The organism is Treponema sp. UBA7570 (assembly GCA_002477955.1).
Taxonomy (GTDB): domain Bacteria; phylum Spirochaetota; class Spirochaetia; order Treponematales; family Treponemataceae; genus Treponema_D.
The window spans coordinates 34,026-60,273 of sequence record DLLE01000014.1; the positions used below are offsets into that span (position 1 = coordinate 34,026).

Consider the following 26,248-nt stretch of genomic DNA (forward strand, 5'->3'; position numbering starts at 1 on the left):
GTTACGGCTGTTCCTGAAAATTTTAAACCTGTTTCTGTTCCTCATGCTCCGTTTCTTTTTAGATTTGAATTTTCAGATGTTCTTACGCTGAAATTCTTCGGAGTTTTCTTTACTTTCCTTTTTACTGATATTTTTGATACTATTGGAACTTTGATGGGCGTTGCTGAGCAGGCTAAGCTTATTGACGAAAAGGGCAATATTCCTAATGTAAAGAATGCTCTTCTTGCCGATGCGATTGGTACAGTTGCCGGTGCTTGTCTTGGAACTTCAACTGTAACTTCTTACGTTGAATCTTCTGCCGGTGTCGCTGCCGGTGCCCGCACAGGTCTTTCTTCTGTTGTTACTGCAGGTTTCTTTGTTTTGGCCCTGTTGTTTACTCCGCTTTTTGCTCTTGTTCCTTCTTGTGCTACGGCTCCTGCCTTGATTTTTGTCGGATTTTTGATGATGCAGTCTGTAACTTCAATCAAATTTAGCGAAATAACTGACGGAATTCCTGCCTTTATAACAATTCTTGTAATGCCTTTCGGATATTCTATTTCTAAGGGTATTGCCTTTGGTATGATCGCTTATGTAATTTCTAAAGTTGCTGGTAGAAAAGCAAAGGAGATTTCTCCTGTTACGTGGATTCTTGCTGCCGTATTTGTTTTTGCCCTTGCAATAAAAGCTATCTAGTTTTTTAGTATGAACGAATCTTCAAACAAAGAAAAATATTTACGCCCGACCTGGGATGAATATTTTATGGAAGTTGCAAGAACTATTGCAAAACGTGCGACTTGCGACAGAGGCCGTTCTGGCTGCGTGATTGCAAGAGATCATCAGATTCTTGTTACCGGATATGTTGGAAGCCCTGCGGGGCTTCCGCATTGCGATGAAGCAGGCCACCTTCTAAAAAAAATGCTGCACAGTGACGGAACTGTCAGCCAGCATTGTGTAAGAACCGTTCATGCGGAGCAGAATGCAATCTGCCAGGCTGCTAAACGTGGAATTTCTATTGACGGCGGTACTGTTTACTGCAAAATGACTCCGTGCAGAACCTGCGCAATGCTTTTAATTAACTGCGGAATAAAAAGGGTTGTGTGTGAAAAACACTACCATGATGAAGCCGACAGCCTAAAAATGCTTGAGGAAGCTGGAATAGCGATTGAACATTTGGAAGATAATGTCCAGACTTACGAAAATATGTAATAAAAAAGGCTGTCTTGGAAGTTTTACTTTTCAGACAGCCTTTTTTTTGTTTTATTTTAAGTTTTCAAGCAGCCATGATTTGAACTGGCTGTAGTTGTTTTCCATTTGAATTGATTTGTCTTCGAGGCGCATAACTTTTTCAAGCCTGTCTGGAATTATTGGTTTTGAGCCGATTGCCTTTTCGACTATTGAGCCGAATTTTGCAGGATGGGCTGTTTCCAAAACTACGCCGATTGCGTTTTTCCTAGAAATTACATCATCTGCCCAGTCAGGGAGATTTGGTGTAAGACCAGGTTTTGTGTAATCATGTTTTTTGCCCTGTGCAAGTTCTGCCATGGCTCCGTTTTTAATATCGCTCCATGCTTTCCAGCCGACAGCTCCATGAGGATCGATAGTGTAGCCTGTTTTTGCATAGCAGTCTTTGATTGAATCGATGATTCCGCTGTCATCAAGCCAATAAGAAGCAAATAGATGGCGTACATCGTCAAGAGAATACATTGCTGAAATTCGCTCATAATTGCTTGGAGCACCAACGTCCATCGCGTTTGCATAGGTTGTTACTGAAGGTCGGGCTTTGTAGTCTCCTGTTGCAATCCAGTCTGGAATTGTTCGGTTTGTATTTGTTGCAGCGACAAAACCTGTGATTGGAGCGCCCATTTTTTTTGCGATAAGTCCAGATGTCAGGTTTCCGAAATTTCCGCTTGGAACAACCATAATTATAGAAGGATTTTCAATTCTATTGTACTGCCATGCTCTGTTTTTTACGTAGAGCGAAGCGTACATATAATAAAAACTCTGAGGAAGAAGGCGGCTGATATTTATTGAATTTGCAGATGAGAGGCGAAGTGAGGCGCGAAGCTCGTTATCTGTAAATGCTGTTTTTACAAGTTTTTGGCAGTCATCGAACGTGCCTTTTACTCTTAGAGCACGGACGTTTCCGTCAAAAGTTGAAAGCTGTTTTTCCTGAAGCGGTGAAATTTTTCCTTCTGGATACAAAATTGTAACATCAAGCCCCGGAACATTGTGAAATGCGCTACCTACGGCAGAACCTGTATCTCCAGAAGTTGCAACGAGAATATGGAGCGGTTTGTCTTCGTTGCGGTTGAAATATGACATTACACGTGCCATAAAACGAGCACCGAAGTCTTTGAATGCGCATGTTGGACCGTGAAAAAGTTCGAGAACGTATGAATTCGGGTCGAGACCTGAAACCTTAGCAGGGAAAGGATAGGCATCGTTTATGAGTTTTTTAAGATCGTTTTCTGGAATTTCTCCTTCAACGTAAGGTTTTGCCATTTCAAAAGCAATATCGCGAAGGTTTGGCTCCGGATTTTTATTTAAAAATGATTTATCAAGTTCTGGAAAATCGACCGGAATATAAAGTCCTCCGGTTTTTTCATTCATGCCGCTGACTACAGCGGTTTTTAAATCTGTCTTTACAGATTTGTCTCTTGTGTCTGTGAAAATCATCTGTTTATCCTCACTTTTATAAATTAAAGTCCGTAGATTATTTCGTGCGCCAGATTTTCTGCCAAAAGTTTTCTTGCAGAATTAAGGCAGTTCCAATCTTTATCTTCTGTTACCGTAGCTGTGCTGCGCAGTTCGCATAAAATCGAGCCATTTTTCATATCAAGACAGGTAAGGTTTCCTTCGATCGTGAGCGTGTATTTTTGGTCAGCATTTTTTACAATTGGTGTAAGATATTTTACTTTTCCAAAAATAAGATATGCAGAATTTGAACCTACGAGATTTGACGCGGTTTTATAGACTGTCGGAATGTCGTCTGTCAAAATTGCATTTGAAAAATCAGCATTTCCGATTCTTACAAAACCTGAGCGCATAAGCGCCATAAGAAGGTTTGACGAAGAAACTGAATTGCTTAAAATCGGTTTTCCTGATGCATTGAAATCTACGATTGCGACAGTTCCGCCACGTGAGTAGAGGTTTGTCTTAACTTTGTAAGGCGCGCTTACAGAAACTTTTTCTGCGAGTTTTGCAATTTCTGCGTTTGTAACATCGCCGGAAGGATAAACACTTATTTCGCTGTTAAACGAAAATGTCGGAGTTGCAGGTACGAAAATTACAGTTCCAGAAGAATTTGTCGTAAGATTTGCCAGAGAAAATGTCGGCTGACCGTTAATTTTTGTTTCAGGAAAACTTATTGAGAGCTCAAGGCCTGCAGCCGGAGTTCCGTCTGTTTTTTCTGCTTTAAAAACGAATGGCGAAGAAAAAGCCTTTCCTTTTGTTGTTTCTTTTGGACTTGAAACAACTGAAAGTTTGATCCCCTCAATTTTTTTTGCATATATTGATTCTTCGGTTTCTTCTTTTTGTGCCGAAACAGAGCTGTTTACAACATTGAGTTTTCTAGGAACCTGAGGTGTTTTTGGGCGCTCAATTTCTTCAGCCTGCTCGATTTGAGGCTGCGGCTGGTCTTTTGGAGCTGATGCGCAGGATGTTATAAAAAAAGCAACTGATGTCGCAATGCTTAAAGTTACAGAAAGTGATTTTTTCATGATGTCTCCAGATAAATTTTTGCCATATGTATTTTTTTATGGGAAAAATAGCATACCTTCTAATTTTATCCTAAAATCAAGTTTTTCTCAATAAAAAAACAGGCAGTAAAAAAATTAAATTTATGGAAGTTTTATCAGTTCAAAATATTGCTAAAAAAGTTTCAAAAACCTATCATTTAGTCAGTGGGGCTGAGAATTCACTTTTAATAATGCAAAATTAAAAAAAAAGACGAGGCATAAAAATGAGACCGACATTCGCTAGAATTCACCTTGAAAATTTAAAATATAACCTTGAATATATTCGCTCAAAAATAAACAAAAATGCAAAGATGTGTGTTGCGGTAAAGGCTGACGCCTACGGTCATGGCGCCGTAGAATGCGCAAAAACCGCCGTTGAGTGCGGAGCGGATTTTCTTGCTGTTGCGACTGTGGGTGAAGGCATTGAGCTTCGGCTTGCAGGAATAAAAGTCGGAATTTTTGTTTTGAGCTTGTGCCAGAAAGAAGAAATGGAAGAGGTTGTAAAAAATGAGCTTACGCCTCTTGTTTTTGATGAAGAATACATCGGCTTTGTTGCGGAAGCTGCAAAAAAATACAAAAAAAACGGCTTTAACGTTCACCTGGCGGTTGACACCGGAATGGGAAGACTTGGCTGTCTTGCAAAAGATGCCGGAAAAGTTGCAAAAAAAATCGCAGAAACAGGTGTTTTGAAAATGGGCGGAATATGCACTCACTTTTCTGTCGCAGACAGTACCCAGCCTGAAAATTGTGAGTATACGGAAAAACAGTTCAAATTGTTTTTGGAAGCGGTTGAAAACGTAAAAAAAGAAGGAATTGATCCTGGAATCCGCCACTGCTCAAATTCGGCGCTTACACTGACTCATCCAGAAATGCACCTTGATATGTGCCGTCCTGGAATTATTGCATACGGATATTATCCAGGTCAGGTTGATAAAAAATATTTTGAAAAACTTGGTGAAAAAACTTTCTTAAAACCTGTTATGGAGCTTGTAACAAAGGTTGTCGCAATCCGCGAATTTGAAAAAGACAGGTCTGTTTCGTATGGCAGAAGATGGACTTCTTCTAAAAAAACAAAAATCGGAGTTCTTCCAATTGGTTATGCAGATGGACTTTTTCGCTGTTTTAATGAAGATGGCAAAAAACTTTATGTTGCAATTAATGGAAAAAATTATCCTGTCTGCGGAAGAATATGTATGGATCAGTGTATGATTGAGCTTGGAGAAGACAGTAATATTGAACGTTATTGTGAAGCCGTAATTTTTGGACCTGAAGAAAGCGGAGCTTTGCAAAGCGCTCAAAAAATTGCCGATATGACAGGAACTATCAGCTATGAAATTACATGTGGAGTTTCAAAGCGTGTGCCTAGAATTTTTGTAACCTCCGCAACCAGATAAAACGAGCCTGTTATGAGCAAAGTTTTTTTGTTTGAATTGCAAAAATCAAGAACTTTCTCGATTTGTTTTTTGTAATTCGAATCTGAATCAAATAAAAGACCTGCAGAAACAAACGAATTTTCGACCTCTGACAGGTCTGATTTTTTTATATTGCCTGGAACTGTCAAAAATATTTTTTGAAAATTTTGAGAATCTGTACATATGCTCTGTGAAAATAGTTCTGCGATTTCTTTGCTGTGCTTGTCCTGGGCGCAGGCAAAAAGAAGGGCGTCGATTTTTATTTTTGCGTTTTTTACTGTTTCCAATGTTAATTTTATGCTTTTTGGCGTGTGCGCTCCGTCCAGAATAAGATAAGGAATTTTGCTGAAATTCTGAGGACTTTTTACAAGCTCAAAACGGGCTGGAAGCGAAGTTTTTGAAAGGCCTTTTTCGATAATATCTTCTGAAATTTCTGGAAATGCGGTTTTTACTGCCAGAGCCGCAAGCGCTGCGTTTTGAGCCTGAAATTCTCCTGCAAGATTTAGCTCCGCGGTTAATGGGCGGGAAAAAAACGAAGATGAGATAGCCATTTTAGTCTTTATTTTTTCCGATGATGTGTAAATTTTTGTACTAATTTTGCAAATTTCATCGACAAAAAATATTTTTGCGTCTTTTCGGGCTGCGATTGATTTAAAGACTTCTTTTACGGATGGAATTTGCGGTGCTATAAAAACAGGAGTTCTTTCTTTTATAATTCCGCCTTTTTCTGCCGCGATTTTTTCTACTGTGTCTCCGAGATATTCTGTGTGCTCGAGTTCAATTGGGCCTATGCAGCAGGCTTTTGGCTTTATGACGTTTGTCGCGTCGAGCCTTCCTCCGAGTCCGACTTCAAAAACAGCCGCATCAAGTTTTGCTTTTCTGAAGCATAGAAAAGAATAGAGCGTTACGAGCTCAAACCATGTAATTGGGCGGTTTTTTAAGAAAGTTTTTGAATCAGTGCAGTTTATTAGACACTTTAGCTCTTCTGCTGCGTCTTCATAGTTTTTTTTGGACAAAAAATTTTGATTTTGGGTGATTCTCTCCAGAAAGTTTTCAATGTGCGGCGAGCTGTAAAGTCCGGTTTTTAAGCCTGCTTCTTCGAGAATTGAGGCTATGAATGCGGATGTTGAGCCTTTTCCTTTTGAGCCTGCGACGTGAAATGTTGGATATGAGAGTTCTGGGTTGCCTGCGAGTTTTGCAAAGTGTTCCATTGTGTCGAGCCAGAACATGTTTTTTTGCGGAAGTTTTTCAAAATTCAAGAATGAATCGAGCCAGTTTTCAAAATTTGCAAGATAAGGAGAAGAAGGTGCGGTGTTTTTTGTCATAGAAATGATTTTAATTAAAACAAATGTTTAAGAAAAGTGTTTGAAAGAAAATAAGTCCGCTCATGAGAAAACTCGTGCGCATTTTTTTTGTTAGGCCGGAAAACTTAGCCCGGATCGCCACGGAAAGACCGGACGAGCGAAGCGAGGAGGACTTGCAGTAAGAGCCGGTTTGAAAGGAAGCTGTGCTTCATTCTTGATTTTTTTTGTTCTTAATTGAAGAAAATGCTGAAGTTTTATATAATTTTAATGTAACTTTTTATGTTGCTTTAATTTTGATTTTTGCAGGGAAAATAAAATGTCTCAGACTGAGGAAAAACTTGAAAATAATGCCGATAAAATTCTTGCCGAAGCGGTTAGAAAATCTGAAATGATTGAAAAAGATATTGTTGTTAATCCGAAAAAATACCGTGTTTTGACAGGCGACCGTCCGACCGGAAATCTTCATATTGGACATTATTTTGGTTCGCTTAAAAATCGTGTCCGCCTTTCTAAGCTTGGCGTTCCGACTATGATTTTGATTGCCGATTATCAGGTTTTGACGGATCACGACGCATTTGACAAAATCAGTCAGAATACAAAGCAGCTTGTAATTGATTATCTTGCCGCGGGAATTGAACCTGGAAAAGATGTCTGCATTTATCCGCACAGCCACGTTCCAGAGGCAAACCAGCTTATGGTTCCTTTTTTGACTCTTGTTTCTAGTTCTGAGCTTGACCGGAATCCGACTGTAAAGGACGAGATTGAAAAATCTGGAATGAAATCGGTGAATGCCGGAATGCTTACGTATCCTGTGCATCAGGCGGTTGATATTCTTTTTTGTAAGGGAAATGTCGTTCCTGTCGGAAAAGACCAGCTTCCTCATCTTGAAGTTGCGCGTCTTATTGCCAGACGTTTTAACAATAAATTTTGCCCGAAGAATCCTATTTTTCCAGAGCCTTACGCCTTGCTTTCTAAAACTCCAATGATAAAAGGTCTTGATGGTTCTGCAAAAATGTCAAAATCGCTTGGGAATACGATTATGCTTTGTGCAAGCGAAGATGAGACTGCAAAGCTCATAAAAAAAGCAAAAACAGATCAGGAGCGTCATATTTCTTATGATCCTGTAAACCGTCCTGAAGTTGCCAATCTTTTGCAGATAATTTCTCTTTGTACTGGAGAAGAGCCTGAAGCTATTGCCGAGAGAATTGGCGATGGTGGCGGCGGTATGCTGAAATCTGTGCTGACAGAAGCTTTGAACGAAGAATTGCGTCCTTTGCGCGCAAAACGCGCCGAACTCGAAAGTAATATGGACTATATTAGAAGCGTCCTCAAAAAAGGTGTTGTCCAGGCCCGCGAGATTGCCGTAAAGACGCTGGAAGAAGTTCGTGCTGTAATGAATATGGAAATTTAATAAGGGTAACTTAATTGCAAAGCATAAATAGGGTTGAGGGCGAAAAAATTGTAATTCATGGCGCCCGTGTTCACAATTTAAAAAATATAAGCATAGAAATTCCGAGAAATAAGCTTGTAGTAATTTCGGGACTTTCCGGTTCTGGGAAATCATCGCTTGCTTTTGATACGCTTTTTGCCGAAGGACAAAGGCGATATATGGAATCTCTTTCTTCTTATGCCCGGCAGTTCTTGGGAAGCATGGACAAACCCGATGTCGATCAGATTGAAGGACTTTCGCCTGCAATTTCTATCGAGCAGAAAACAACTCATAATAATCCTCGCTCTACAGTTGGAACAGTTACCGAAATTTACGACTATTACCGTCTTTTGTTTGCAAGAACCGGGCATGCGCATTGTCCTGTCTGCGGAAGAGAAATTAAGGAGCAGTCTGACGATCAGATTATCGATTCGATCATGGACTGGGGCGAAGGAACAAGAATTACGCTTTTGGCTCCGGTAATTCATGGAAAAAAAGGCGAACATCAAAAAATCATTGACGATGCAAAAAAATCAGGTTTTGTTCGCGCAAGAATCGACGGACTTATGGTTGAACTGGACGATTCAATAAAACTCGACAAACAGAAAAAGCATACGATTGAAATTGTCGTTGACAGAATTGCATTGAAAGATGACTCAAGAAAACGTCTTGCCGAATCTGTTGAAACTGCCTTGAAAAGTTCTGACGGAGTTCTTGTTGTTTTAAGGCGTGTAAATGACAGCAGCGAAAAAGGCTGGCATGAAGAAGAAGTGTTTTTTTCTCAAAAAAATGCCTGCCCGGACTGCGGAATTTCTATTCCGGAACTGCAGCCGAGACTTTTTTCGTTCAACAATCCTTTTGGAGCTTGCCAGGAATGTACTGGACTTGGTGAAAAAATGGAATGGGATTCAAAAAAAATACTTCCGGATTCTTCTCTAAGCTTTAACCAGGGGGCGTTTCCGTTTTTTAATCCGTCGAGCGAATGGAATCAGGCGATGTTTCAGGCGATTGCAAAAGAAAACGGCTGGACTCTTGATACTCCGATAAAAGATTTGACCCGCGAACAGTTTGACAGCCTGTGGAATGGCGATTTGACTAAAAATATCCGCTGGATTTACAAAAAACAGAGCGGAGAAGGCTTTTCTGAATACAACCGTCCGTGGATAGGAATTCTTTCGGAAATGAAAAGACGGCACAATGAAGCCTGGGGGGAATCTCAGCGTGTGCGGATTGAAGAAAACTATATGTCTGTTTCCGAGTGTTCATCCTGCCATGGAATGCGTCTTAGAAAAGAAGCGCTTGGCGTTACTGTCGGAGGAAAGAATATAATTGAACTTTGCAGTCTGAGCGTTGCGGACAGCATTGAGTTTTTTAAGCAGCTTGAACTTTCTGAAACGGAGAAAAAAATTGCGGTTCAGCTTTTAAAAGAAATAAATGCCCGTTTAAATTTTTTGAAGAATGTCGGACTTGAATATCTTACACTTGACCGTTCTGCAGGAACTTTGTCTGGCGGAGAAGCCCAGAGAATTCGTCTTGCAACTCAGATTGGCTCTGGTCTTACTGGTGTTATGTATATTTTGGACGAACCGAGCATTGGACTTCATCAGCGCGACAACCAGAGGCTTATCGACACTCTTAATTACCTTAGGGATTTAAAAAATACTGTAATTGTTGTTGAACACGATGAACAGACTTTGCGTACTGCCGACTGGATTGTTGATATAGGTCCTGGAGCTGGCGTTCATGGCGGAAAAGTGATTGCAAGTGGAACTCCTCAGCAGGTAATGCAGGTTGAACAAAGCGTTACTGGACGTTATTTGAGCGGAAAGCTTTATATGCAGCTGCCGGAAAAGCGGCGGGAAGGAAATGGAAGTTTTATTTCAATAAAAGGTGCGCGCGAACACAATCTAAAAAATATTTCGGTCGACATTCCTCTTGGAACCTTTACCTGCATAACAGGAGTTAGCGGTTCTGGAAAATCGACACTTTTGAGCGATATTTTTTATCCTGTTGTTTCAAATAAATTGATGAAGACAAGCTACAAGCCGGGGCTTCATGATGAAATTCTTGGAATTGAAAATATCGATAAGGTCATAAATATCGACCAAAGCCCGATCGGAAGAACTCCGCGTTCAAATCCTGTAACCTATGTCGGAGTTTTTGATGCGATCCGCGAGCTTTTTAGCACGCTTCCTGATTCAAAGGCTAAAGGCTATACTCCAGGCCGGTTTAGTTTTAACGTAAAAGGCGGGCGGTGCGAAAAATGCCAGGGCGCCGGAACTCTTACTATCGAAATGAACTTTTTGCCGGATGTTTTTATTCAGTGCGATGTGTGCCACGGTCAGCGTTTTAACAGCGAGACTTTGGACGTCCGCTACCACGGAAAAAATATTTCTGATGTTTTGAATATGACGATTGAGGAAGCTGCTGATTTTTTTGCCGCGATTCCGCATATTTCAAGAAAACTAGAAACTCTTAAAAATGTCGGACTTGGTTACATTCAGCTTGGACAGAGCGCGCTTACTCTTTCTGGCGGAGAAGCTCAGCGTGTAAAACTTGCAACGGAACTTGCCCGTCCTTCAACAGGAAAAACTCTCTACATTCTTGACGAGCCTACAACAGGACTTCATTTTGCAGATGTAAAGGTTCTAATGGAAGTTATTCAAAAACTTGTGGACAAGGGAAATTCTGTCGTTATGATTGAACATAACCTCGACGTAATTGCTCAGGCGGACTGGATTATTGATCTTGGTCCTGAAGGTGGAACTGGTGGCGGTCAGATTGTTGACTTTGGAACTCCTGAACACATTGTTGCAAACTGGAAAAAAACTGGAAGCTGGACAGGAAAATATCTTGAAGAAACGTTAAATGCGGCGCACAAAAACTGACGGTCTTGCAATGAGAAAAAAAGCGCTTTTAATATTTTTATTTTTTTCTCTTGTGTCTTTTGCTTTTTGTAAAGAATCTTCGGCTGAAGGGCAGGTTTCTGTCATAAATATTGAATCTGCCGAAAAATCTGAGTACAAAAAAGATCAGCTTTCTGGCGGCGACTGCATTATTCTTTCTGGAAATGTCGTAATTTCTGTTTCTCGCGGAAATGACAAAACAACAGTTTCTGCTGACAGAATAAACTACAACCGTTCTTCGGAAATGCTTTATGCGGAAGGAAACGTCTGTCTTGAACAGAGCGGCTCGTCTTCTGCCGGCGGAGAAAAAATCACCGCAAACAGTCTTCTTTTTAATACTTCGACCTTTGAGGGAGTTTTTGACAACGGCCGTGCAGTTCAAACTTCATCAGATGCAATAAATCTTCCTTCCGGCTCTACTTTGATTGTTGCAAGTGAAATTTTCGGCAGGGATTCCGGAGGAACAATCGCTTTTAAAGGCGGCGAGCTTACTTTTTGCGACGATGAGAATCCTCATTGGAAAATCCGCGCGCGGAGAATTTGGCTTTTGCCGGGCGGAGAATTTGCCTTTTTTAGCGCGCTTCTTTATGTTGGCCGTGTGCCTTTGATTTATCTTCCTGCTTTTTATTATCCGAAAGACGAATTGATTTTTAATCCTGCGATGGGCTATAAATTCCGCGAGGGATATTTTATAAATACGACAACTTATCTTTATGGCCGGAAACCTGCGGACGCAAAATCTACAAATGACAGCTCGAATTCTGACGATGATGATAAAATAAATCCTTTCAGCTTTATGAAAACCGACTCTATGAAAGAGCAGGTGCGTGAAGGAATCGTGCTTCATAATCTTGATGCGGATTTTAAAGGCGACACTACAAATCATGTAAAAATTATGGCGGACTATTATGCAAATTTGGGAGCGATGGTCGGCGCTGACGTTGTGCTAAAACCTTCCAAGATACTTTCAGATCTTCAATTCAATACAGAACTTGGATTTAGCAATACTATTTTTAAAAACAATTCGGCTTATCTTCCGTACAACCAGCTTGGAGATAAGGTCCTGGATTCTTCAAACTTGATGGGCTATACTTTGCCGTTCCGTTATCAGTTTAACCTAAAGCTTTCGATTTCTTCTCCGTTCAACCTTACGCTTTCAATGCCGCTTTATTCGGATCCATATTTTGACTATGATTTTAACAATCGCGCGGAGACAATGGACTGGATTGACTTTCTTATGTCTGGTGTTGCAACTGACGATTCTGAAGAAGACAGCGTTACGACGGTTTCTTCATTTAACTGGAATTTAAACGGCTCTTATACTTTCAAATTGCCGGAATTCATAAAGCCTTTTGTTTCTACTCTTTCAATTTCTAGTTTTTCTTCTTCGATAGTTTTTTCTTCCCAATCGGCGGCCTTGACTGACCGTGATGAATACAGGAATGACTCGGCATGGGCGAGCTATACTCCAGAACGATATTTTTACTATCCGAGCCAGGTTACGCCTTTTAAAATCGGCGCAAAAATTTCTGGAACGATTTTTCAGTATCCGAAGGCTTCGGCATCTTCAAAAAAACAGTCAGTTTCGCTTTCTTTATTGCCGCCTCTTGAATTTGATGACAAAAAAAATGAAGAAAATTCTGACAAAAAAGAAGAAAGTTCCGATTCTGAAGAAAATATTCTTTTTGATGAGTCTGCTCTTCCATCGATTGCCACGTTGAACGGTTCTGTACGCAGCTTAAATGGAATTACCTACAAACTCGGTTACAGTATTTCGCCGGATTTTACTTCACAAATTTCATATTCATCTTCAAATTTAAAGATTCCTGAAGATTTTGATTGGCGGACTGTCCAGGCAACTTATATTCAGGTAAAAGCTCCGGCAACTTTGACGAGCAATCTCGGTTATAAAGACAGCTTTCTTTCGCTTGCAGACACTTTTACGTTCAATCCGGTTTTTCAAAAGCATCCTTATCTGAACAACGACACTTCGGACGGAGGATATTCTGAATCTTCAATTGCTTCGATTAAAAAAGCCGACTACAATGCAAGAAAACTCGATTTGACGGACACGAACGCGCTTACTTTTAAGCCTCTCTATTACACGAATTATTTTTCAAATACGGCCCTCACATGGAATACGACCGTAAAAATGATCCAGACAAAATACATAAGCGACGACGTAAACAATCCTGAGTGGGAATATCTTACGATGGATTTGACCGACGAAGAATGTGTAACGACACATAATCTGAATCTTGTTCTTGCTGCAAATGAAGGGGATTTTGGACAGCAGCTTTCGCTTACGACAACTCTTCCTCCTCAGGTTGATTCTTACACAGGCGTTTTTTCGCTTAATTTTCCGTACACAACTTTTTCTGTCGGAACAGGAATCAAGCAAAAAAGTTCTACTGACGACACCTGGGTAAAAAACGATATTTCGCAGTCGCTTTCATTTAAGTTTTTTAACAGCAAATTGAGTCTTTCTCAGTCTTACGTTTATGATTGGGAAGAGGAAGAGCACGATTCCTTTAAATTTTCTTTGAGCGGTTATGGCGCGCAGCTTGCATATACAATGAGTTATTCAAATGTTTATGAATTTGACGTTGAATATGATTCAAACGGAGATATAACCAGCCGAAAAGGATGGAAGTCAACTTCAGACAAAAAATTCCAGCCATATTCGTTGAGTTTTGCGTACACAAGTCCTTCAAAAACGTTCAAGCACTGGACCGACAAAATTTCGTGGACACCGTCACTTTCTACAAGTTTTGTCTATGATTTTGTGCGTCCGACAAGCAGTTATTTTGTTTTTATACCGAAGATTACTTTTAAGATAAATGAGCTTCTTGATTTTTCATTCAGTTCTGAAAGCCGCAACAACGTAATTTACAGATATTTCTGTTCAGATTCAGATTATGCCTATTATTACGGAAACAACGGAGAAAGAAATGTTTTGAATGATTTAATAGATTCATTCAGGCTTGATAGCGACGAAAAACGGAAAAATTCCGCCTTTAAGCTAAAATCTCTTGTAATGTCGATAACTCACGATCTTGACGATTGGGATTTGAACTGTTCGTTTAAAATTTCACCGCGCTACATTTCTGCAACTTCTAGCCAGCAGGCGCATTACGACTTTAGTCCGTATTTTTCTTTGAGCGTAAGCTGGCGGCCAATGTCAGGAATGAAGACGGAAATTCTTGATGAATATGGAGAATGGAGTTTAAAATAAATTCAGTTTTTTGATGATTTTTTTAAAGAAAGGTGATAGAATAAGCAAATTGGAAAACGAATTTACTATAGTTCTTTCAGATCCGGAGATTCTTTCTCAGGTTTGTGGAACGAATGACAGCAATTTAAAGCTCATCGAACAGCATCTTGGAGTCAGCATTTTTACAAAAGGAAACGAACTTTCAATTGCTGAAGCTTCCGCTGAAATTCAGCAGAAATTCAAGTTCATAATCGACCGTCTTAGCGATGAAATCTCTGAGAATAGGCTTGAAAACAGTATTTCTGGTTCCGAACTGATTGAATCTGTTCTGAATACTGGAGTTGAAAATTTTGATGCTCAGAAATTTTCAATTTCAATTCCAGGAAGCACGAGAAAAATTTATCCAAAAACAAAAAATCAGGCAAAACTCATCCAGTCGTTCCGAAAAAATGACATGGTTTTTGCAACAGGTCCTGCAGGAAGCGGAAAAACTTTTCTTGCCGTTGCAGAAAGCCTGCGTCTTCTTTTAAGCCATAAAATAAGTTCAATTATTCTTGTGCGTCCGGTTGTCGAGGCTGGAGAAAGTCTTGGTTTTTTGCCGGGAGATATGCAGGACAAAATAAATCCTTATTTAAGGCCCCTTTATGATTCTATGAGCGCCTGTATTCCTTCAGAAATGGTGAAAAAATTTCAGGAGAATGGTATAATTGAAGTTGCGCCTTTGGCTTATATGCGCGGACGTACCTTGAGCAATGCGGCTGTAATTCTTGACGAAGCGCAGAATACGACGTGTGAACAGATGAAAATGTTCCTTACCCGAACCGGAGAGAATTCAAAAGTGTTTATAACGGGAGATATTACTCAAATAGATCTTCCGAAAAAAATTCCATCTGGTCTGGTTCAGGCACTTGAAATTTTAAAAAGTATAGAAGAAATAAGCATGGTTGAACTTGACGGCGAAGATGTCGTTCGTTCACCGCTTGTTAAAAAAATTGTACAGGCTTATGAAAATGACAAAAGCGAATAACGGAAAAAATTCTTTTTTTTATGATTTATTTCATTCTGCACTTGAATATGTAAAGAAGAACTGGGCGATTCTGCTTGTTTTTTCAATTACATTTTTGGTTTCTGCCGTAATTGTTTATTTTGACGCGAGCACGCGGCAGACTATTGCTTCTTTTTCGATTGACGAATATGAACCGGGAATGGTTGCCGACAAGACAATCATTGCTACGACAAATCTTGCAGCCGATGATCAGTTTCCGATTGCGGTCGAAGAAGGCGAAAAAGTAATAAGAAAAGGTTTTCCAATTGCGGAAGAGGATTATTTAAAACTGCGAAAGATGGCGGCATCTCCGTCCTACATTGATTACAGGGTTTTCGCGGACAATATTCTGTTTCTTATGCTTGTTTCTGCGATGGCATTTTTGCTTTTTTCTCCTGTCTGCCTAGGACGCAAGGTTGAGCTTAAAGAAATTATTCTTGCCTCTCTGCTTTTTGTAGTTGTTTTTGGAGTTGCCTGTTTTGGCGACAAGGCTCCGCTTTTTCAGGGAATTTTCAATCTTCCTGTAATTATTCCTTCTGGATTGTGCGTTGCTTTGATTACGATTCTTTTTGGACAGATTTTTGGACTTTATTTTTCGATATTGATTTCTTTTGGAGTGCTCTGTGCCTGCAATTTTGAATTGATTCCATTTTTGTATACACTTGCATCTTCTCTCTCAATCGTAAAAATTCTCCGTACGATAGAAAACAGAATTGATATGATTTTTTCTTCGATAGGTGTTGCCGTTCTGAACGTAATTTATATCTGCGTGTTAAAAGTTATCTTTAATGATAATTTTTCTGACTGCGTATTCCCGCTTGCAGGAGTTGCATTTAACGGTTTTATTTCTGGTATTCTTGCGCTTGGTCTTCTTACACCGCTTGAAGTTGTAATGAATACGGCTTCGGTTTTCAGGCTCATGGATTTAAGCGATCAGAATTCTCCTGTCTTGAGAAAACTTTTGCTTACAGCCAGCGGAACTTATCAGCACAGCATAATGGTAAGCCAGCTTGCAGAAAGCGCCTGCAAGGAAATCGGGGCAAATTCGCTTTTGGCGAGAGTTGCGGCTCTTTACCACGATATTGGAAAAATGGAGCATCCTGAGTATTTTACGGAAAATAACATTGATTCTGAAAATAAACATACGGATTTAAACCCGTCGCTTTCGGTTTCAATTATAAAAAGTCATTTGCGCCTGAGCGTTGAAAAGGCTCATCAAATGCATCTTCCTGCCCAGGTTGTAAATATTATTGCAGAGCACCATGGAAATTCTGTAATTTCGTATTTTTTCAACAAGGCAAAAGAAAAAGATCCGAACGCGAACGAAGCTGATTTCCGTTATGACGGAAAACTTCCCTCTACAAAAGAAAGCGCTGTAGTCATGCTTGCCGATGTTGTTGAAGCTGCCTGCAAATCTTTGGAAAAGCCAACAGCACAGCGTCTTGAAAAATTTATTCAGCAGCTGATTGAAGCAAAAATTGCGGCAAGACAGCTGGACGACTGCGCCCTTACTTACGGCGAAATGACAAAAATAAAAAATACTTTCGTTTCGATTCTTGCGGCATATTATCACGGACGCATAAAGTATCAAAATCAGGATTCAACGGATTCTTCTACTTCTGAAAAAAATAATTCTGAAGGTGAAAAAAATGAATAGAGTTCTTGTTTCTATGCAGGACGGACTTAGCGAGCCTGCCTGGTTTGGAAAAATTGAAAAATATGAACAGGAAGTTTTAAAAAGACTTGGTTTTGACGGTCAGGAACTTTCGATTTTGTTTTGCAACGATGAGTTTATTCAGGAATTGAATAAAAATTACCGTGAAATAGATGCTCCAACTGACATTCTTTCCTTTGAAAATGGTGAAGAATACACTGATGAAAACGGAATAAAATGGTTCAGTGCGGGCGACATTATAATTTCTCTTGATACATTGCCAAAAAATGCAGAATATTTTAAGGTTACACAGAATGAAGAATTAAAAAGGCTTTTGATTCACGGAACCTTGCATTTAAATGGAATGGATCACGGAGAAGAGCATGTCGGCGAAGGTCTTGAAATAAAAAGTCCGATGCTGAAAAAACAGGAAGAAGTTTTAAAAACTTTTTCTGATGCCGATCTTATTTAAGCATTAAAAGCGCGTCTTAAGATTTAAAAATTTCAAGACGCGCTAAAAAATAAAAAGGGATTTTATGAGTATTTTTGGTTTAGGAAAGAAAAAAGACGACGGTTCAAATTCAAATTTTTCTGGAAAAAACGGCAATGAGCAGTCAGAAAGTCAGGATAATTTAAGTTTAATTGAAGAAAAAAAAGATATGATAAAAGGAATCGAGGATTTGTCAGAAACTTCTGTAAAGGAAGTTATGATTCCCCGGATTGATGTCGACTTTCTTTCGATTGATACTCCTCAGGAAGAACTCCTTGCAAAAATTGCAGAAAGCGGACATTCGCGTTTTCCTGTTTATTCGGAATCAATCGACAATGTGCTTGGAATTCTTTATGTAAAGGATTTGCTTGCCGTGATTTCAAAAAATCAGGAAATTGACCTTGAGAAACTGCTTAGAAAGGCATATTTTGTTCCTGAATCAAAAAAAATCGACGGACTTTTGCGCGAGTTTAAAAGGCGCCATATTCATATTGCAATTGCCGTTGACGAATATGGTGGAGTGAGCGGTGTCGTCTGCATGGAAGACATTATTGAAGAAATCGTTGGCGATATTCAGGACGAATTTGACAACGAAAGGGAAGATATTCTTGCGATTGGAAATCAAATTTGGCTTTGCGACGCAAGGGTCAATCTCGAAGATTTGAACGAAAACATAAATTCAAACTTTCCGACGGAAGATTTTGATACTCTAGGCGGTTTTGTCCTCGATCTTTTTGGAAGAATTCCTGTAAAATATGAAAAAATTAATTGGGGCGGCTTTGAATTTATCGTTCAAGATATGGAAGGCCACCGCGTAAATCTTATTAAAGTTATAAAAAAAGCAGAATCAGAAGAATCGGAAAAAGAATAACGTTAAAAGATGTTCGATTTACTTTTGGGTGGGAGAAAATGAAAAAAAATGCTTTGCCGATTTTAGTTTTTTTTATTCACTGTGCATTTTTTGCGCAGGCCGAAAATCTTTCTGCCTTAAAACATTATGAGCGCGGTCAAGAATTTGAGGCGGAAGAAAACTGGTATTCGGCCAGTGAAGAGTTTCAGCTTGTGCTTCAGGAAAATCCTTCTTTTGGAGAAGCGTGGTTTTTGCTTGCAAAGGCGACTTATGAACTTAATGATTTTGAGCTTTGTCTTGATTATCTGGACAGCGCGCAAAAATTCATAAAAGACCGCACCGATGTTTTGAATTTGCGCGGAATGTGCCTTATTTCGTTGCGCCGTTTGGACGAGGCGCAGAAAATTTTTAAGGAAATTTTGCATAAGTATCCTAACAATATTGAGTCGCGTTTTGGGCTTGCAGAAATTGAGCTTTACAACGGAAGTTTTGATTCTGCCAGAAGTTTTTATCTTGATGCGCTAAAACGTCAAAAAACAAACAGAAAAGCTCTTCTTTCGCTTGCGCTTCTTGCTGCGGAAACGGGAAAAGATGAACTTTCTGAAAATTACATTCAACAGGCTCTAAAAAGCCATCCGTCAGAAAGTGAAGTTTATTATTTTGCAGCGTACTTAAAGGCAAAAAAAGGCGACTTTGCTGAAGCCGAAAAAAAAGCGCGTTCCGCTCTTCAGTTAAAGACTGATTTTTATCAGGCTTATATGCTTCTTTCTTCGATTCTTTATGAACAAAAAAAATATGATGAAGTAATAGATATTTGCGATTATCTTATCGACAAAGACCGAAATACAATTGCAGCCTGGTATCTGAAAGGACTTTCGCTTTCCCGTCAGAAAAATTTTGATTCCGCGCTTGAAATTTTGTCTGCGGCGCTTGCAATTGAGCCTGAGGATGAAATTCTGCGAAGCGCGCTTGAGCTTCTTGTTGATAAAAATTTGCCGCTTGAAGATACAAGGCGTTCAGCTTGGGCGCAGTTTCATATTTTAAAGGCGAGGGAATATGCAAAATTTTTCAAAGGCGAGCAGGCAAGGTACGAATATCAGCGCGCCCTAAAAATTGATCCGAACAACATAATTGCTAGAAGCGAATTTGCCGCAGAAATTTACAAACTCGGTCAAAATGAGCTTTATTTGGAGCAGCTTTCGTTTATAAAAAATAATGAAAAAATTGACGAAAAAACTCTTTCGGATGAAGAAAAATATACTTACACAAAAACTAACGATACTATTGAAGCTCTTTCTTCGCTTATGAAATATTCTCTGAGCGCGAAATGGAATGTTGAGCCGTTCTATCTTGATAAAATCAGATGGAATATCGGGCTTTATTATACAAGACAAAACGCAGTTCTTTTGCATCCAGATTCTCAGGAAATCGCCGCTGAAATGGCAAGTGAAAGTTTTAACGGAATTGCGGTTACTGCGGTTAATGTTGAAAAAAATCCTGTTGCGAACTTTGGAGAGGCTTTTTTGAAGGCACGAAAAAGTTCTCAGGATTATTTTATTTTGATGAATTTTGAGGAAACTGAGCGTGAAGTAAGTCTTGATGCGGCCGTTTACAATGGCAGAAACGGAATAAAAATAAGCGAATTTAATCTATTTAGAACTGGAAATGACAGGTTTTCGTCGATAATCCGCTCTTTTAGAAGAAATGTCTTGAATTTGCTTCCGGCGCGTGGAAAAATTCTTGCAAGAAGCGGAAATGAAATTCTTATTGACATGGGAAAAAACGAGGGAATTGAAAAAGGAACTGTTTTGGACGTAGTAAAAAAAGGAAATGTCCGGACCTGCGATTCAAAGCCGGGAGTAAGTTTTGATGAGAAATTTGCTCTTGGGCAGATTGAAATAGAAAAAAGCGATGAAGAAATTTCTCAAGGAATTCTAACTCAAAAAAGTTTTTATGACCGGGTGAATATTGGAGATGAAGTTTTGGTAAAAAAAATTCCTGAAAAAAAGGAAAGTTCTCAGTCTGTAACTGCGGATGTAAATCCTTCTGCGGATGAAAACGGAAATCCATACTCAAGGACGGAAAAGCTTACTGCGGAAGAGCTTGGCCTTGTAAAAACTCCGGCTTTTTTGGATTTAATAAGAAAAATTTACTAGTCAGAAAATGTGGCAGGGGGTGTAGAGGCGCCTTTGGCGTTGTCTGCTGCTGGCAGCAGGCAATGGAGCGCGGGGACGCGGAACCTCGGAACACCCGGTTTTTGCTGTGCAAAAAGCCACCCGAATCTTAAAAAACACTTAAAAAATTCCCATTTGTATAATCTGTAAAAATTTACTATACTTTTTATCTATGAAAAATATCAAAACGACTAAACGGCTTATCACTTCGGCTTTGCCTTATGTAAACAATATTCCGCATCTCGGAAACCTTATCCAGATGCTTTCCGCTGATGTTTTCGCACGTTTCTGCCGCTCACGTGGCTACGAGACAATGTATGTGTGCGGAACTGACGAGTATGGAACAGCGACAGAGACAAAGGCTCTTCAGGACAAAAAGACTCCGCGCGAGCTTTGCGATTACTATTACAAGATTCACAAGGAAATCTACGAGTGGTTCAACATTGCATTCGACAAATTCGGACGCACTTCAAACGAGGAATGTACTGAAATCACCCAGTCGATGTTCAATGACTTGGACAAGAACGGCTTCATAAAGGAGCATACAAGCCAGCAGCTTTACTGCCCGAAATGCCAGATGTTCCTTGCAGACCGCTATGTTGACGGAACTTGCCCGAAATGCGGCGCGACAGACGCGAGAGGAGACCAGTGCGACAGCTGCGGAACTCTTCTTGACCCGACACAGCTTTTGAATCCTAAATGCCACACTTGCGGCTCGACTCCGGAAGTTCGCGAGACAAAGCATCTTTACATTGACTTGCCTTCAATCGCTCCAAAACTTGAGGAATGGATGAAGAATGCAAGTGTCGAGGGAAAATGGGCGCAGAACGCGATTCAGATGACACGCGCATGGATTCGGGACGGCTTGAACGAGCGCGCAATCACACGCGACCTGAAATGGGGAATTCCTGTTCCAAAGTCTGGCTACGAGAACAAAGTCTTCTACGTCTGGTTCAACGCTCCAATCGGATATATGTCAATCACAAAGCAGCTTGAAGACGAGCTGAAATCTGCCGGAAAAAAATCTTTTGACTGGAAAAAATGGTGGCTTCCGTCAGAAAGCGATGAGAAATTCGCCGAAGACGACGCGAAAATCGAGCTTTTCCAGTTCATCGGAAAGGACAATATTCCGTTCCATACAGTTGTTTTTCCTTGCTCAGAAATCGGAACGGGCAGAGACTACACAAAGCTTTATCATATGTCTTCAACAGAATTCCTGAACTATGAGGACGGAAAATTCTCAAAGTCAAAAGGAGTAGGCGTTTTCGGCTCAGACGCGAAAGAGTCTGGAATTCCAAGCGACGCGTGGAGATTCTACATTTACTACAACCGCCCGGAAAATCAGGACTACCAGTTCACTTGGAAGGACTTTCAGGAAAAATACAACAAGGAGCTGATTGGAAATCTCGGAAATCTTGTGAACCGCACATTGCTTTTCATCAACAAGAACTACGGCGGAAAGATTCCTGAAGGCAAAAAAGACGAGGCTTTGTGGGCGCAGATCGAAGAAAAAGAGAAAAAAGCGACAGAGCTTCTTGAATGGGCTGAGATAAAAGATGCTCTCCACACAATCATGGAGATTTCAGACATCGCGAACAAGGCATTCCAGTCGGCCGAGCCTTGGAAGACAATCAAGACCGACAAGGCTGTTGCGGACAACATTCTCTACAATCTCGCGTACGTAATCAAGGACTTGATGATTCTTCTCGAGCCTTATCTTCCGACTTACACCCAGATTATCGCAGGCTATCTCGGAAAGAAGATTTATTCCGCGACTTTTGCAGAGCCTTGCGCGGAAGAGTCTTTGACATGGAGCGACTTGGGAAAACTTGAGGGCTTGGACACAATCGCCGAGACTTCGGTTTACTTTACTCCGCTCGACAACAAGACTGTGGACGCTTTCCGTTCTAAATTCGCAGGAAAAAAAGAAGAAAAATCAGAAAAAAAGGAAAAAAAGGAAAACAAGGGCAAAAAGACGAAAAAAGAAGAGCCGAAGCCAGCTCTTACGCCTGAGCAGCAGATTGACTTCTTCAACAAGAACATCGAGCTTCGCGTTGCGAAAATTGTTGACGTAAAGCCGAATCCGGAGGGCGAGAAACTCTACATTGAGACTCTTGACGACGGCAGCGGAACTCCACGCACAATTCAGTCTGGACTTAGAATGTACCTTAAAGAAAGCGATTTGCTTGGAAAACACGTTGTGATTGCGGCAAACCTTGCTCCGAGAAAAATGCGCGGTGTTGAAAGCTATGGAATGTTGCTCGCAGGCGACTACAAGGACAAAGACGGCAAAGACTGCGTGGAAGTTTTGGACGCTTCATGGGCTGCTCCTGGAACAAAAGTTGTTCTTGAGGGCGCGGACGAAAACGCGGCAAAAAAGGCTGAAATCACAGGCGACGAATTCTTCTCTGTTTCAATCAACGCTGTGAGCGGCACAGTCGAAATCGCAGGCAAAAAGATCCTTGCGGCCGGAAAAGAAATCAAGACTGTGAACGCTGTCAATTCTGAAATCGGATAAAATAAAAAATATTTGAGAGCCGTAAAAGCCTGTTTTTTTGCATGCAAAATGCGATAAACGGCAAGTAGCGGCTCTTTGTTTTTATAAAAGTAAAAAAAAATATGGCGATTGAACTTTACATTTTTGACTGCGACGGCGTGATTATAAATTCTGCGGAGGACATTGCATCGGCTGTGAATGTTTCGCTTAAAGAATTCGGCTACTGGCAGATTCCTCTTGAAAAAGTTGTTGAATTTGTGGGCGACGGAACTGAAAAACTTCTGCTACGCGCCCTTAAATTCTCAACAAAAAACAAATTCGACGAGAATTCTGTTTACGGAAAAGAGAATTTCCAAAAAATTCTTGATTTTTATCTGAAGTATTATTACAGCCATGCGGTCGAAAAAACGTGTCTTTACGCTGGAATAAAAGAGCTCCTTCGAATTCTTAAAGAAAAAGGAAAAAAAGTCTGCCTGCTTACAAACAAGCCTGAAAAAATCGCTGAAGTTATCTTAAAAAAGCTTGATGTCTTTGAATATTTTGACCTTATAACAGGACCTGACACTTTGGATGAGAACGGAGAAAAAATCCCGAAAAAGCCGGCCACAGACGGACTCGAATACACTTTGCGGAAAATCAATTCAAAATTCGGAACAGATTTCAGCGCAAAAAATGCGATAATGTTCGGAGACAGCGCGCAGGACATTCAGGCTGGAAAATCGTTCGGATGCAAGACTGTCGCCTGCCGCGGCGGACTTGGAAACAAGAATCTTTTGATGGCGGAAAAGCCTGACTTTTGTTTTTCTGTTGCAAGCGAAATTGAGAAATTCATCGACATTCTTTCAAAAGACGGCGGCGTTACAGAAATGGAAAAATACGCGATGAAAAACGAGGTTCCTGTTCTTCAGAATGCTGGAAGCGGCTTTATCGCGGACTACATCAAAAATCATGGAGTTAAAAATATTCTTGAAATCGGAACGGCGATTGGAACTTCGTCAATCCGTTTTGCGAAAATCCGTGATAACATTCACGTAACGACAATCGAGATTGATTCTGCCCGGTATGCTCAGGCTGTCAAAAATGTTGAAAGTGAAGGCTTGAAAGAAAAAATCACGCTGATTCTAGGCGACGCGCTCACTGCGGAAATCAAAGGAAAATTCGACCTGATTTTTATCGACGCGGCGAAAGCGCAGTACATAAATTTCTTCAACAGATATTCTCCGCTTTTGGCTGAAAAAGGCGTGATAATAAGCGACAATCTGTCGTTTCACGGAATGGTCGAGGACTTGAGCCTGACACACAACTACAGCACGATAAAACTCGTAAAGAAAATCCGGAAATATATCGACTTTTTGAAAACCAACGAGAATTTTGAGACCGAATTCTTCAAGGTCGGCGACGGAATCGGCGTGAGCAGAAGAAAAAAATTGCACTAATCCAGAGATTTTTGTTTATTTTTGTTAAATGGCGGAAACGTTTTTAAAACAATCTTCTTTCTATTTCCAAATTTTCATTTTTTTGCTAAAATGAGCGAGTTATTATGTCTATTCGTTTTCAACAGTCCGATTTCTGGTGCGATTTTAAAAGTGCGCATGGCTGGAAATCTATAAAAATTGATAAAATCAACGTTCTTTTTAGAATTTTTAAAAAAGGTCCGCTTAAATTTTCTATATGCTATGTTCCTATGGCTCCAGAATTTAAGATGGAAAACTGTGTTCCTGGATTTGAAGTTCATGCGGAAAGTGAAGTTGGCTATGTGAAGTCGCTTGGAGTTCTTTCTGAAACAATAAAAAATAGTCTTTCTGAAAAACCTCTTTTTATAAGGTTTGATGTTCCTCTTGACATGCCTTCGGTTGAAATTAGAGATGAGTATCTTTCAAGGCTTGGTGAGCTTTCAAAAATTGCCGGTGTAAACTTAAAAAAAAGCAAGACTGATATTCAGCCTCCTGACAGCACTTTTTTGGATTTATCTCTTTCTGAAGATGAGCTTTTAAAAAATATGAAAAGCAAATGGCGCTACAACATACGCTACGCTTCAAAGCACGGAGTTGAAGTTCGCGCGGTTGATGCGGATTCTGCGGATTTTGAGAAGGATTTAAATTCATTCTATTCGCTTTACAGGCAGACTGCATCTCGTGACGGAATTGGACTTCATCCTCTTTCTTATTATCGTGATTTGCTCGAACGAGGTGCAGAATCGTCAAAATCTGGCTCAGAAAAAAGAACGAAAATCACCCTTTATATAGCAAGCCATGAAGGTGAAGATTTGGCCGCAATAATAACTCTTTTTCAAGATAACGAGGCGGTTTATCTTTATGGATGCTCGTCAAACAATAAGCGTAATTTAATGCCGAATTATCTTGTGCAGTGGACTGCAATTTGCGATGCAAAGAATTACGGCTCAAAAATATATGATTTTTACGGAATTCCTCCGACGGGAAGCGAAAATCATCCTATGCACGGACTTTATCTTTTTAAGACGGGGTTTGGCGGGCGAGAAGTGCACAGACCTGGAAGTGTAGACATTCCGCTGTCAAAATTTTATGGACTTTACTGTCTGGCAGAAAGTTTGCGTGCATTTTATCACAAAAAAATTATGAAAAAAATCAGGGGAAGATAATGAATCTTGAAGCTTTTGTCTTAGGTTGCGGCGGAATGATGCCTCTTCCTTACCGTCATTTAACTTCTGTTCTTTTGCGCCGCGACGGTGATTTATTCTTATTTGACTGTGGAGAGGGAACTCAGGTTTCTTTAAAAAGACTGAACTTGAAATGGAAAAAAATCGATGCAATTTTTATTTCGCACACTCATGCCGATCACGTTACCGGTCTTCCTGGAATATTAATGCTGAATTCCCAGGTTGACAGGACAGAACCGCTTTATATTTATGGACCGCCGAAAATTGCAGAATATGTCGAAACAAGCCGCAAAGTTTTGGATATGTACATAAATTATCCGATTATCGTAAAAGAAATCACGGCTCCCTGCGTTGTGCACGAAGGAAAAGATTTTTATATCCGTTGTTTTCCCTTGCAGCACACAAAAACATGCGTGGGCTATACTCTGGAAGAACTTGACCGTCCAGGCGAATTTAATGTTGAAAAAGCCCGCGATCTCGGAGTTCCTGTAGGGCCTCTTTTTGGACGTTTGCAGCGCGGAGAAAAAATTACGCTTGCTGACGGAAAAATTGTAAAGCCAGAAGATGTTATGGGAAGTAAACGTCACGGAAGAAAATTCAGTTTTGTGACAGATACGCTTTATCTTCCATCGATTGCAAAAGAAGTTCAAGGAAGCGACCTTTTAATCTGCGAAGGAATGTTTGCCGACGATTGTTTTGAGCAGGCAAAAGAAAAAAAGCACATGACTTCACGGCAGGCCGCAACCATTGCACGCGATTCTTCGTCAAAGAGAATGGCAATGATTCATTACAGTCCGCGTTACAGCGACAAGGAGCTTCCCGTTTTGCTTGAACAGGCCCAGAAAGTCTATCCGAACGCAGAACTTACTCGCGACAGAATGCATTTTGATCTTCCTTATGAGGAATAAAATTTTACAAA

At 40.3% G+C, this 26,248-nt stretch carries 18 protein-coding genes; 15 read left to right on the forward strand and 3 right to left on the reverse strand.

Annotation, left to right across the window (positions count from 1 at the left end; translation table 11 throughout):
• Nucleotides 1-672 (forward strand): NCS2 family permease (locus B4N75_RS01255; RefSeq protein WP_296706372.1); only part of this gene is annotated, 672 nt, incomplete at its 5' end.
• A 9-nt stretch (nucleotides 673-681) separates the two neighbouring features.
• A complete protein-coding gene (locus B4N75_RS01260) occupies nucleotides 682-1,185 on the forward strand; it encodes a deoxycytidylate deaminase (RefSeq protein WP_078930028.1) in 504 nt (167 codons plus the stop codon).
• Between the two features lie 51 nt (nucleotides 1,186-1,236).
• Here B4N75_RS01260 and thrC read toward each other — a convergent pair whose 3' ends face one another.
• Complete coding sequence (gene thrC / locus B4N75_RS01265) at nucleotides 1,237-2,655, reverse strand: threonine synthase (RefSeq protein WP_296706374.1); 1,419 nt, start codon at nucleotides 2,653-2,655, stop codon at nucleotides 1,237-1,239.
• A 23-nt stretch (nucleotides 2,656-2,678) separates the two neighbouring features.
• A complete protein-coding gene (locus B4N75_RS01270; protein WP_296706375.1) occupies nucleotides 2,679-3,698 on the reverse strand; it encodes a hypothetical protein in 1,020 nt (339 codons plus the stop codon).
• 242 nt (nucleotides 3,699-3,940) lie between these two features.
• Here B4N75_RS01270 and alr point away from each other — a divergent pair, with 242 nt between their 5' ends.
• A complete protein-coding gene (alr, locus tag B4N75_RS01275) occupies nucleotides 3,941-5,110 on the forward strand; it encodes an alanine racemase (protein WP_296668276.1) in 1,170 nt (389 codons plus the stop codon).
• On the opposite strand, the gene B4N75_RS01280 is transcribed toward alr, so the two are convergent.
• On the reverse strand, nucleotides 5,044-6,453 hold the full coding sequence (locus tag B4N75_RS01280) for a bifunctional folylpolyglutamate synthase/dihydrofolate synthase (protein WP_296706377.1): 1,410 nt from the start codon (nucleotides 6,451-6,453) through the stop codon (nucleotides 5,044-5,046). The two genes, alr and B4N75_RS01280, sit on opposite strands and share 67 nt — an antisense overlap.
• 295 nt (nucleotides 6,454-6,748) lie before the next feature.
• On the opposite strand from B4N75_RS01280, the gene trpS reads away from it, so the two are divergent.
• The 12 genes from trpS to B4N75_RS01340 all read left to right on the forward strand — a co-directional run bounded on the left by trpS (nucleotide 6,749) and on the right by B4N75_RS01340 (nucleotide 26,237).
• Nucleotides 6,749-7,843 carry a tryptophan--tRNA ligase gene (gene trpS / locus B4N75_RS01285; protein ID WP_296668272.1) on the forward strand — a complete coding sequence of 365 codons (1,095 nt, stop codon included), beginning with the start codon at nucleotides 6,749-6,751 and terminating at the stop codon, nucleotides 7,841-7,843.
• Between the two features lie 23 nt (nucleotides 7,844-7,866).
• Nucleotides 7,867-10,749 carry an excinuclease ABC subunit UvrA gene (uvrA, locus tag B4N75_RS01290; protein ID WP_414718205.1) on the forward strand — a complete coding sequence of 961 codons (2,883 nt, stop codon included), beginning with the start codon at nucleotides 7,867-7,869 and terminating at the stop codon, nucleotides 10,747-10,749.
• The gene (locus B4N75_RS01295; protein ID WP_296668269.1) at nucleotides 10,730-14,002 is read left to right on the forward strand and encodes a hypothetical protein; all 3,273 of its coding nucleotides are present in this window, start codon (nucleotides 10,730-10,732) and stop codon (nucleotides 14,000-14,002) included. Before uvrA ends, B4N75_RS01295 begins: the two co-directional genes overlap by 20 nt.
• A gap of 49 nt (nucleotides 14,003-14,051) precedes the next feature.
• Entirely contained in the window at nucleotides 14,052-15,008 is a 957-nt protein-coding gene (locus tag B4N75_RS01300) for a PhoH family protein (RefSeq protein ID WP_296668268.1), read from the forward strand.
• On the forward strand, nucleotides 14,992-16,683 hold the full coding sequence (locus B4N75_RS01305; RefSeq protein ID WP_296668266.1) for an HDIG domain-containing metalloprotein: 1,692 nt from the start codon (nucleotides 14,992-14,994) through the stop codon (nucleotides 16,681-16,683). The genes B4N75_RS01300 and B4N75_RS01305 overlap by 17 nt, the downstream gene beginning before the upstream one ends.
• Nucleotides 16,676-17,152, forward strand: a complete 477-nt coding sequence (gene ybeY, locus B4N75_RS01310) for an rRNA maturation RNase YbeY (protein WP_296668264.1) — start codon at nucleotides 16,676-16,678, stop codon at nucleotides 17,150-17,152. Before B4N75_RS01305 ends, ybeY begins: the two co-directional genes overlap by 8 nt.
• A gap of 64 nt (nucleotides 17,153-17,216) precedes the next feature.
• Complete coding sequence (locus B4N75_RS01315; RefSeq protein ID WP_296023749.1) at nucleotides 17,217-18,041, forward strand: hemolysin family protein; 825 nt, start codon at nucleotides 17,217-17,219, stop codon at nucleotides 18,039-18,041.
• Between the two features lie 38 nt (nucleotides 18,042-18,079).
• Nucleotides 18,080-20,176: a tetratricopeptide repeat protein gene (locus B4N75_RS01320; RefSeq protein WP_296706381.1), complete on the forward strand. Its 2,097-nt coding sequence runs from the start codon at nucleotides 18,080-18,082 to the stop codon at nucleotides 20,174-20,176.
• A gap of 190 nt (nucleotides 20,177-20,366) precedes the next feature.
• Nucleotides 20,367-22,712 (forward strand): methionine--tRNA ligase, encoded by a 2,346-nt coding sequence (gene metG / locus B4N75_RS01325; RefSeq protein ID WP_296706383.1) that lies wholly within the window; start codon nucleotides 20,367-20,369, stop codon nucleotides 22,710-22,712.
• A gap of 101 nt (nucleotides 22,713-22,813) precedes the next feature.
• On the forward strand, nucleotides 22,814-24,127 hold the full coding sequence (locus B4N75_RS01330) for an HAD hydrolase-like protein (protein ID WP_296706386.1): 1,314 nt from the start codon (nucleotides 22,814-22,816) through the stop codon (nucleotides 24,125-24,127).
• A gap of 104 nt (nucleotides 24,128-24,231) precedes the next feature.
• Complete coding sequence (locus B4N75_RS01335) at nucleotides 24,232-25,311, forward strand: lipid II:glycine glycyltransferase FemX (protein WP_296706388.1); 1,080 nt, start codon at nucleotides 24,232-24,234, stop codon at nucleotides 25,309-25,311.
• Nucleotides 25,311-26,237 (forward strand): ribonuclease Z, encoded by a 927-nt coding sequence (locus B4N75_RS01340; RefSeq protein ID WP_296022649.1) that lies wholly within the window; start codon nucleotides 25,311-25,313, stop codon nucleotides 26,235-26,237. The genes B4N75_RS01335 and B4N75_RS01340 overlap by 1 nt, the downstream gene beginning before the upstream one ends.
• The last annotated feature ends 11 nt before the right edge of the window (nucleotides 26,238-26,248 follow it).

Coding starts and splice junctions, on each gene's coding strand:
- B4N75_RS01260 (WP_078930028.1), top strand. CDS start 682: ATGAACGAATCTTCAAACAAAGAAAAATATTTACGCCCGACCTGGGAT.
- trpS (WP_296668272.1), top strand. CDS start 6,749: ATGTCTCAGACTGAGGAAAAACTTGAAAATAATGCCGATAAAATTCTT.
- B4N75_RS01335 (WP_296706388.1), top strand. CDS start 24,232: ATGTCTATTCGTTTTCAACAGTCCGATTTCTGGTGCGATTTTAAAAGT.
- B4N75_RS01280 (WP_296706377.1), bottom strand. CDS start 6,453: ATGACAAAAAACACCGCACCTTCTTCTCCTTATCTTGCAAATTTTGAA.
- ybeY (WP_296668264.1), top strand. CDS start 16,676: ATGAATAGAGTTCTTGTTTCTATGCAGGACGGACTTAGCGAGCCTGCC.
- B4N75_RS01295 (WP_296668269.1), top strand. CDS start 10,730: ATGCGGCGCACAAAAACTGACGGTCTTGCAATGAGAAAAAAAGCGCTT.
- B4N75_RS01315 (WP_296023749.1), top strand. CDS start 17,217: ATGAGTATTTTTGGTTTAGGAAAGAAAAAAGACGACGGTTCAAATTCA.
- B4N75_RS01330 (WP_296706386.1), top strand. CDS start 22,814: ATGGCGATTGAACTTTACATTTTTGACTGCGACGGCGTGATTATAAAT.
- B4N75_RS01340 (WP_296022649.1), top strand. CDS start 25,311: ATGAATCTTGAAGCTTTTGTCTTAGGTTGCGGCGGAATGATGCCTCTT.
- B4N75_RS01270 (WP_296706375.1), bottom strand. CDS start 3,698: ATGAAAAAATCACTTTCTGTAACTTTAAGCATTGCGACATCAGTTGCT.
- thrC (WP_296706374.1), bottom strand. CDS start 2,655: ATGATTTTCACAGACACAAGAGACAAATCTGTAAAGACAGATTTAAAA.
- B4N75_RS01320 (WP_296706381.1), top strand. CDS start 18,080: ATGAAAAAAAATGCTTTGCCGATTTTAGTTTTTTTTATTCACTGTGCA.
- B4N75_RS01305 (WP_296668266.1), top strand. CDS start 14,992: ATGACAAAAGCGAATAACGGAAAAAATTCTTTTTTTTATGATTTATTT.
- metG (WP_296706383.1), top strand. CDS start 20,367: ATGAAAAATATCAAAACGACTAAACGGCTTATCACTTCGGCTTTGCCT.
- alr (WP_296668276.1), top strand. CDS start 3,941: ATGAGACCGACATTCGCTAGAATTCACCTTGAAAATTTAAAATATAAC.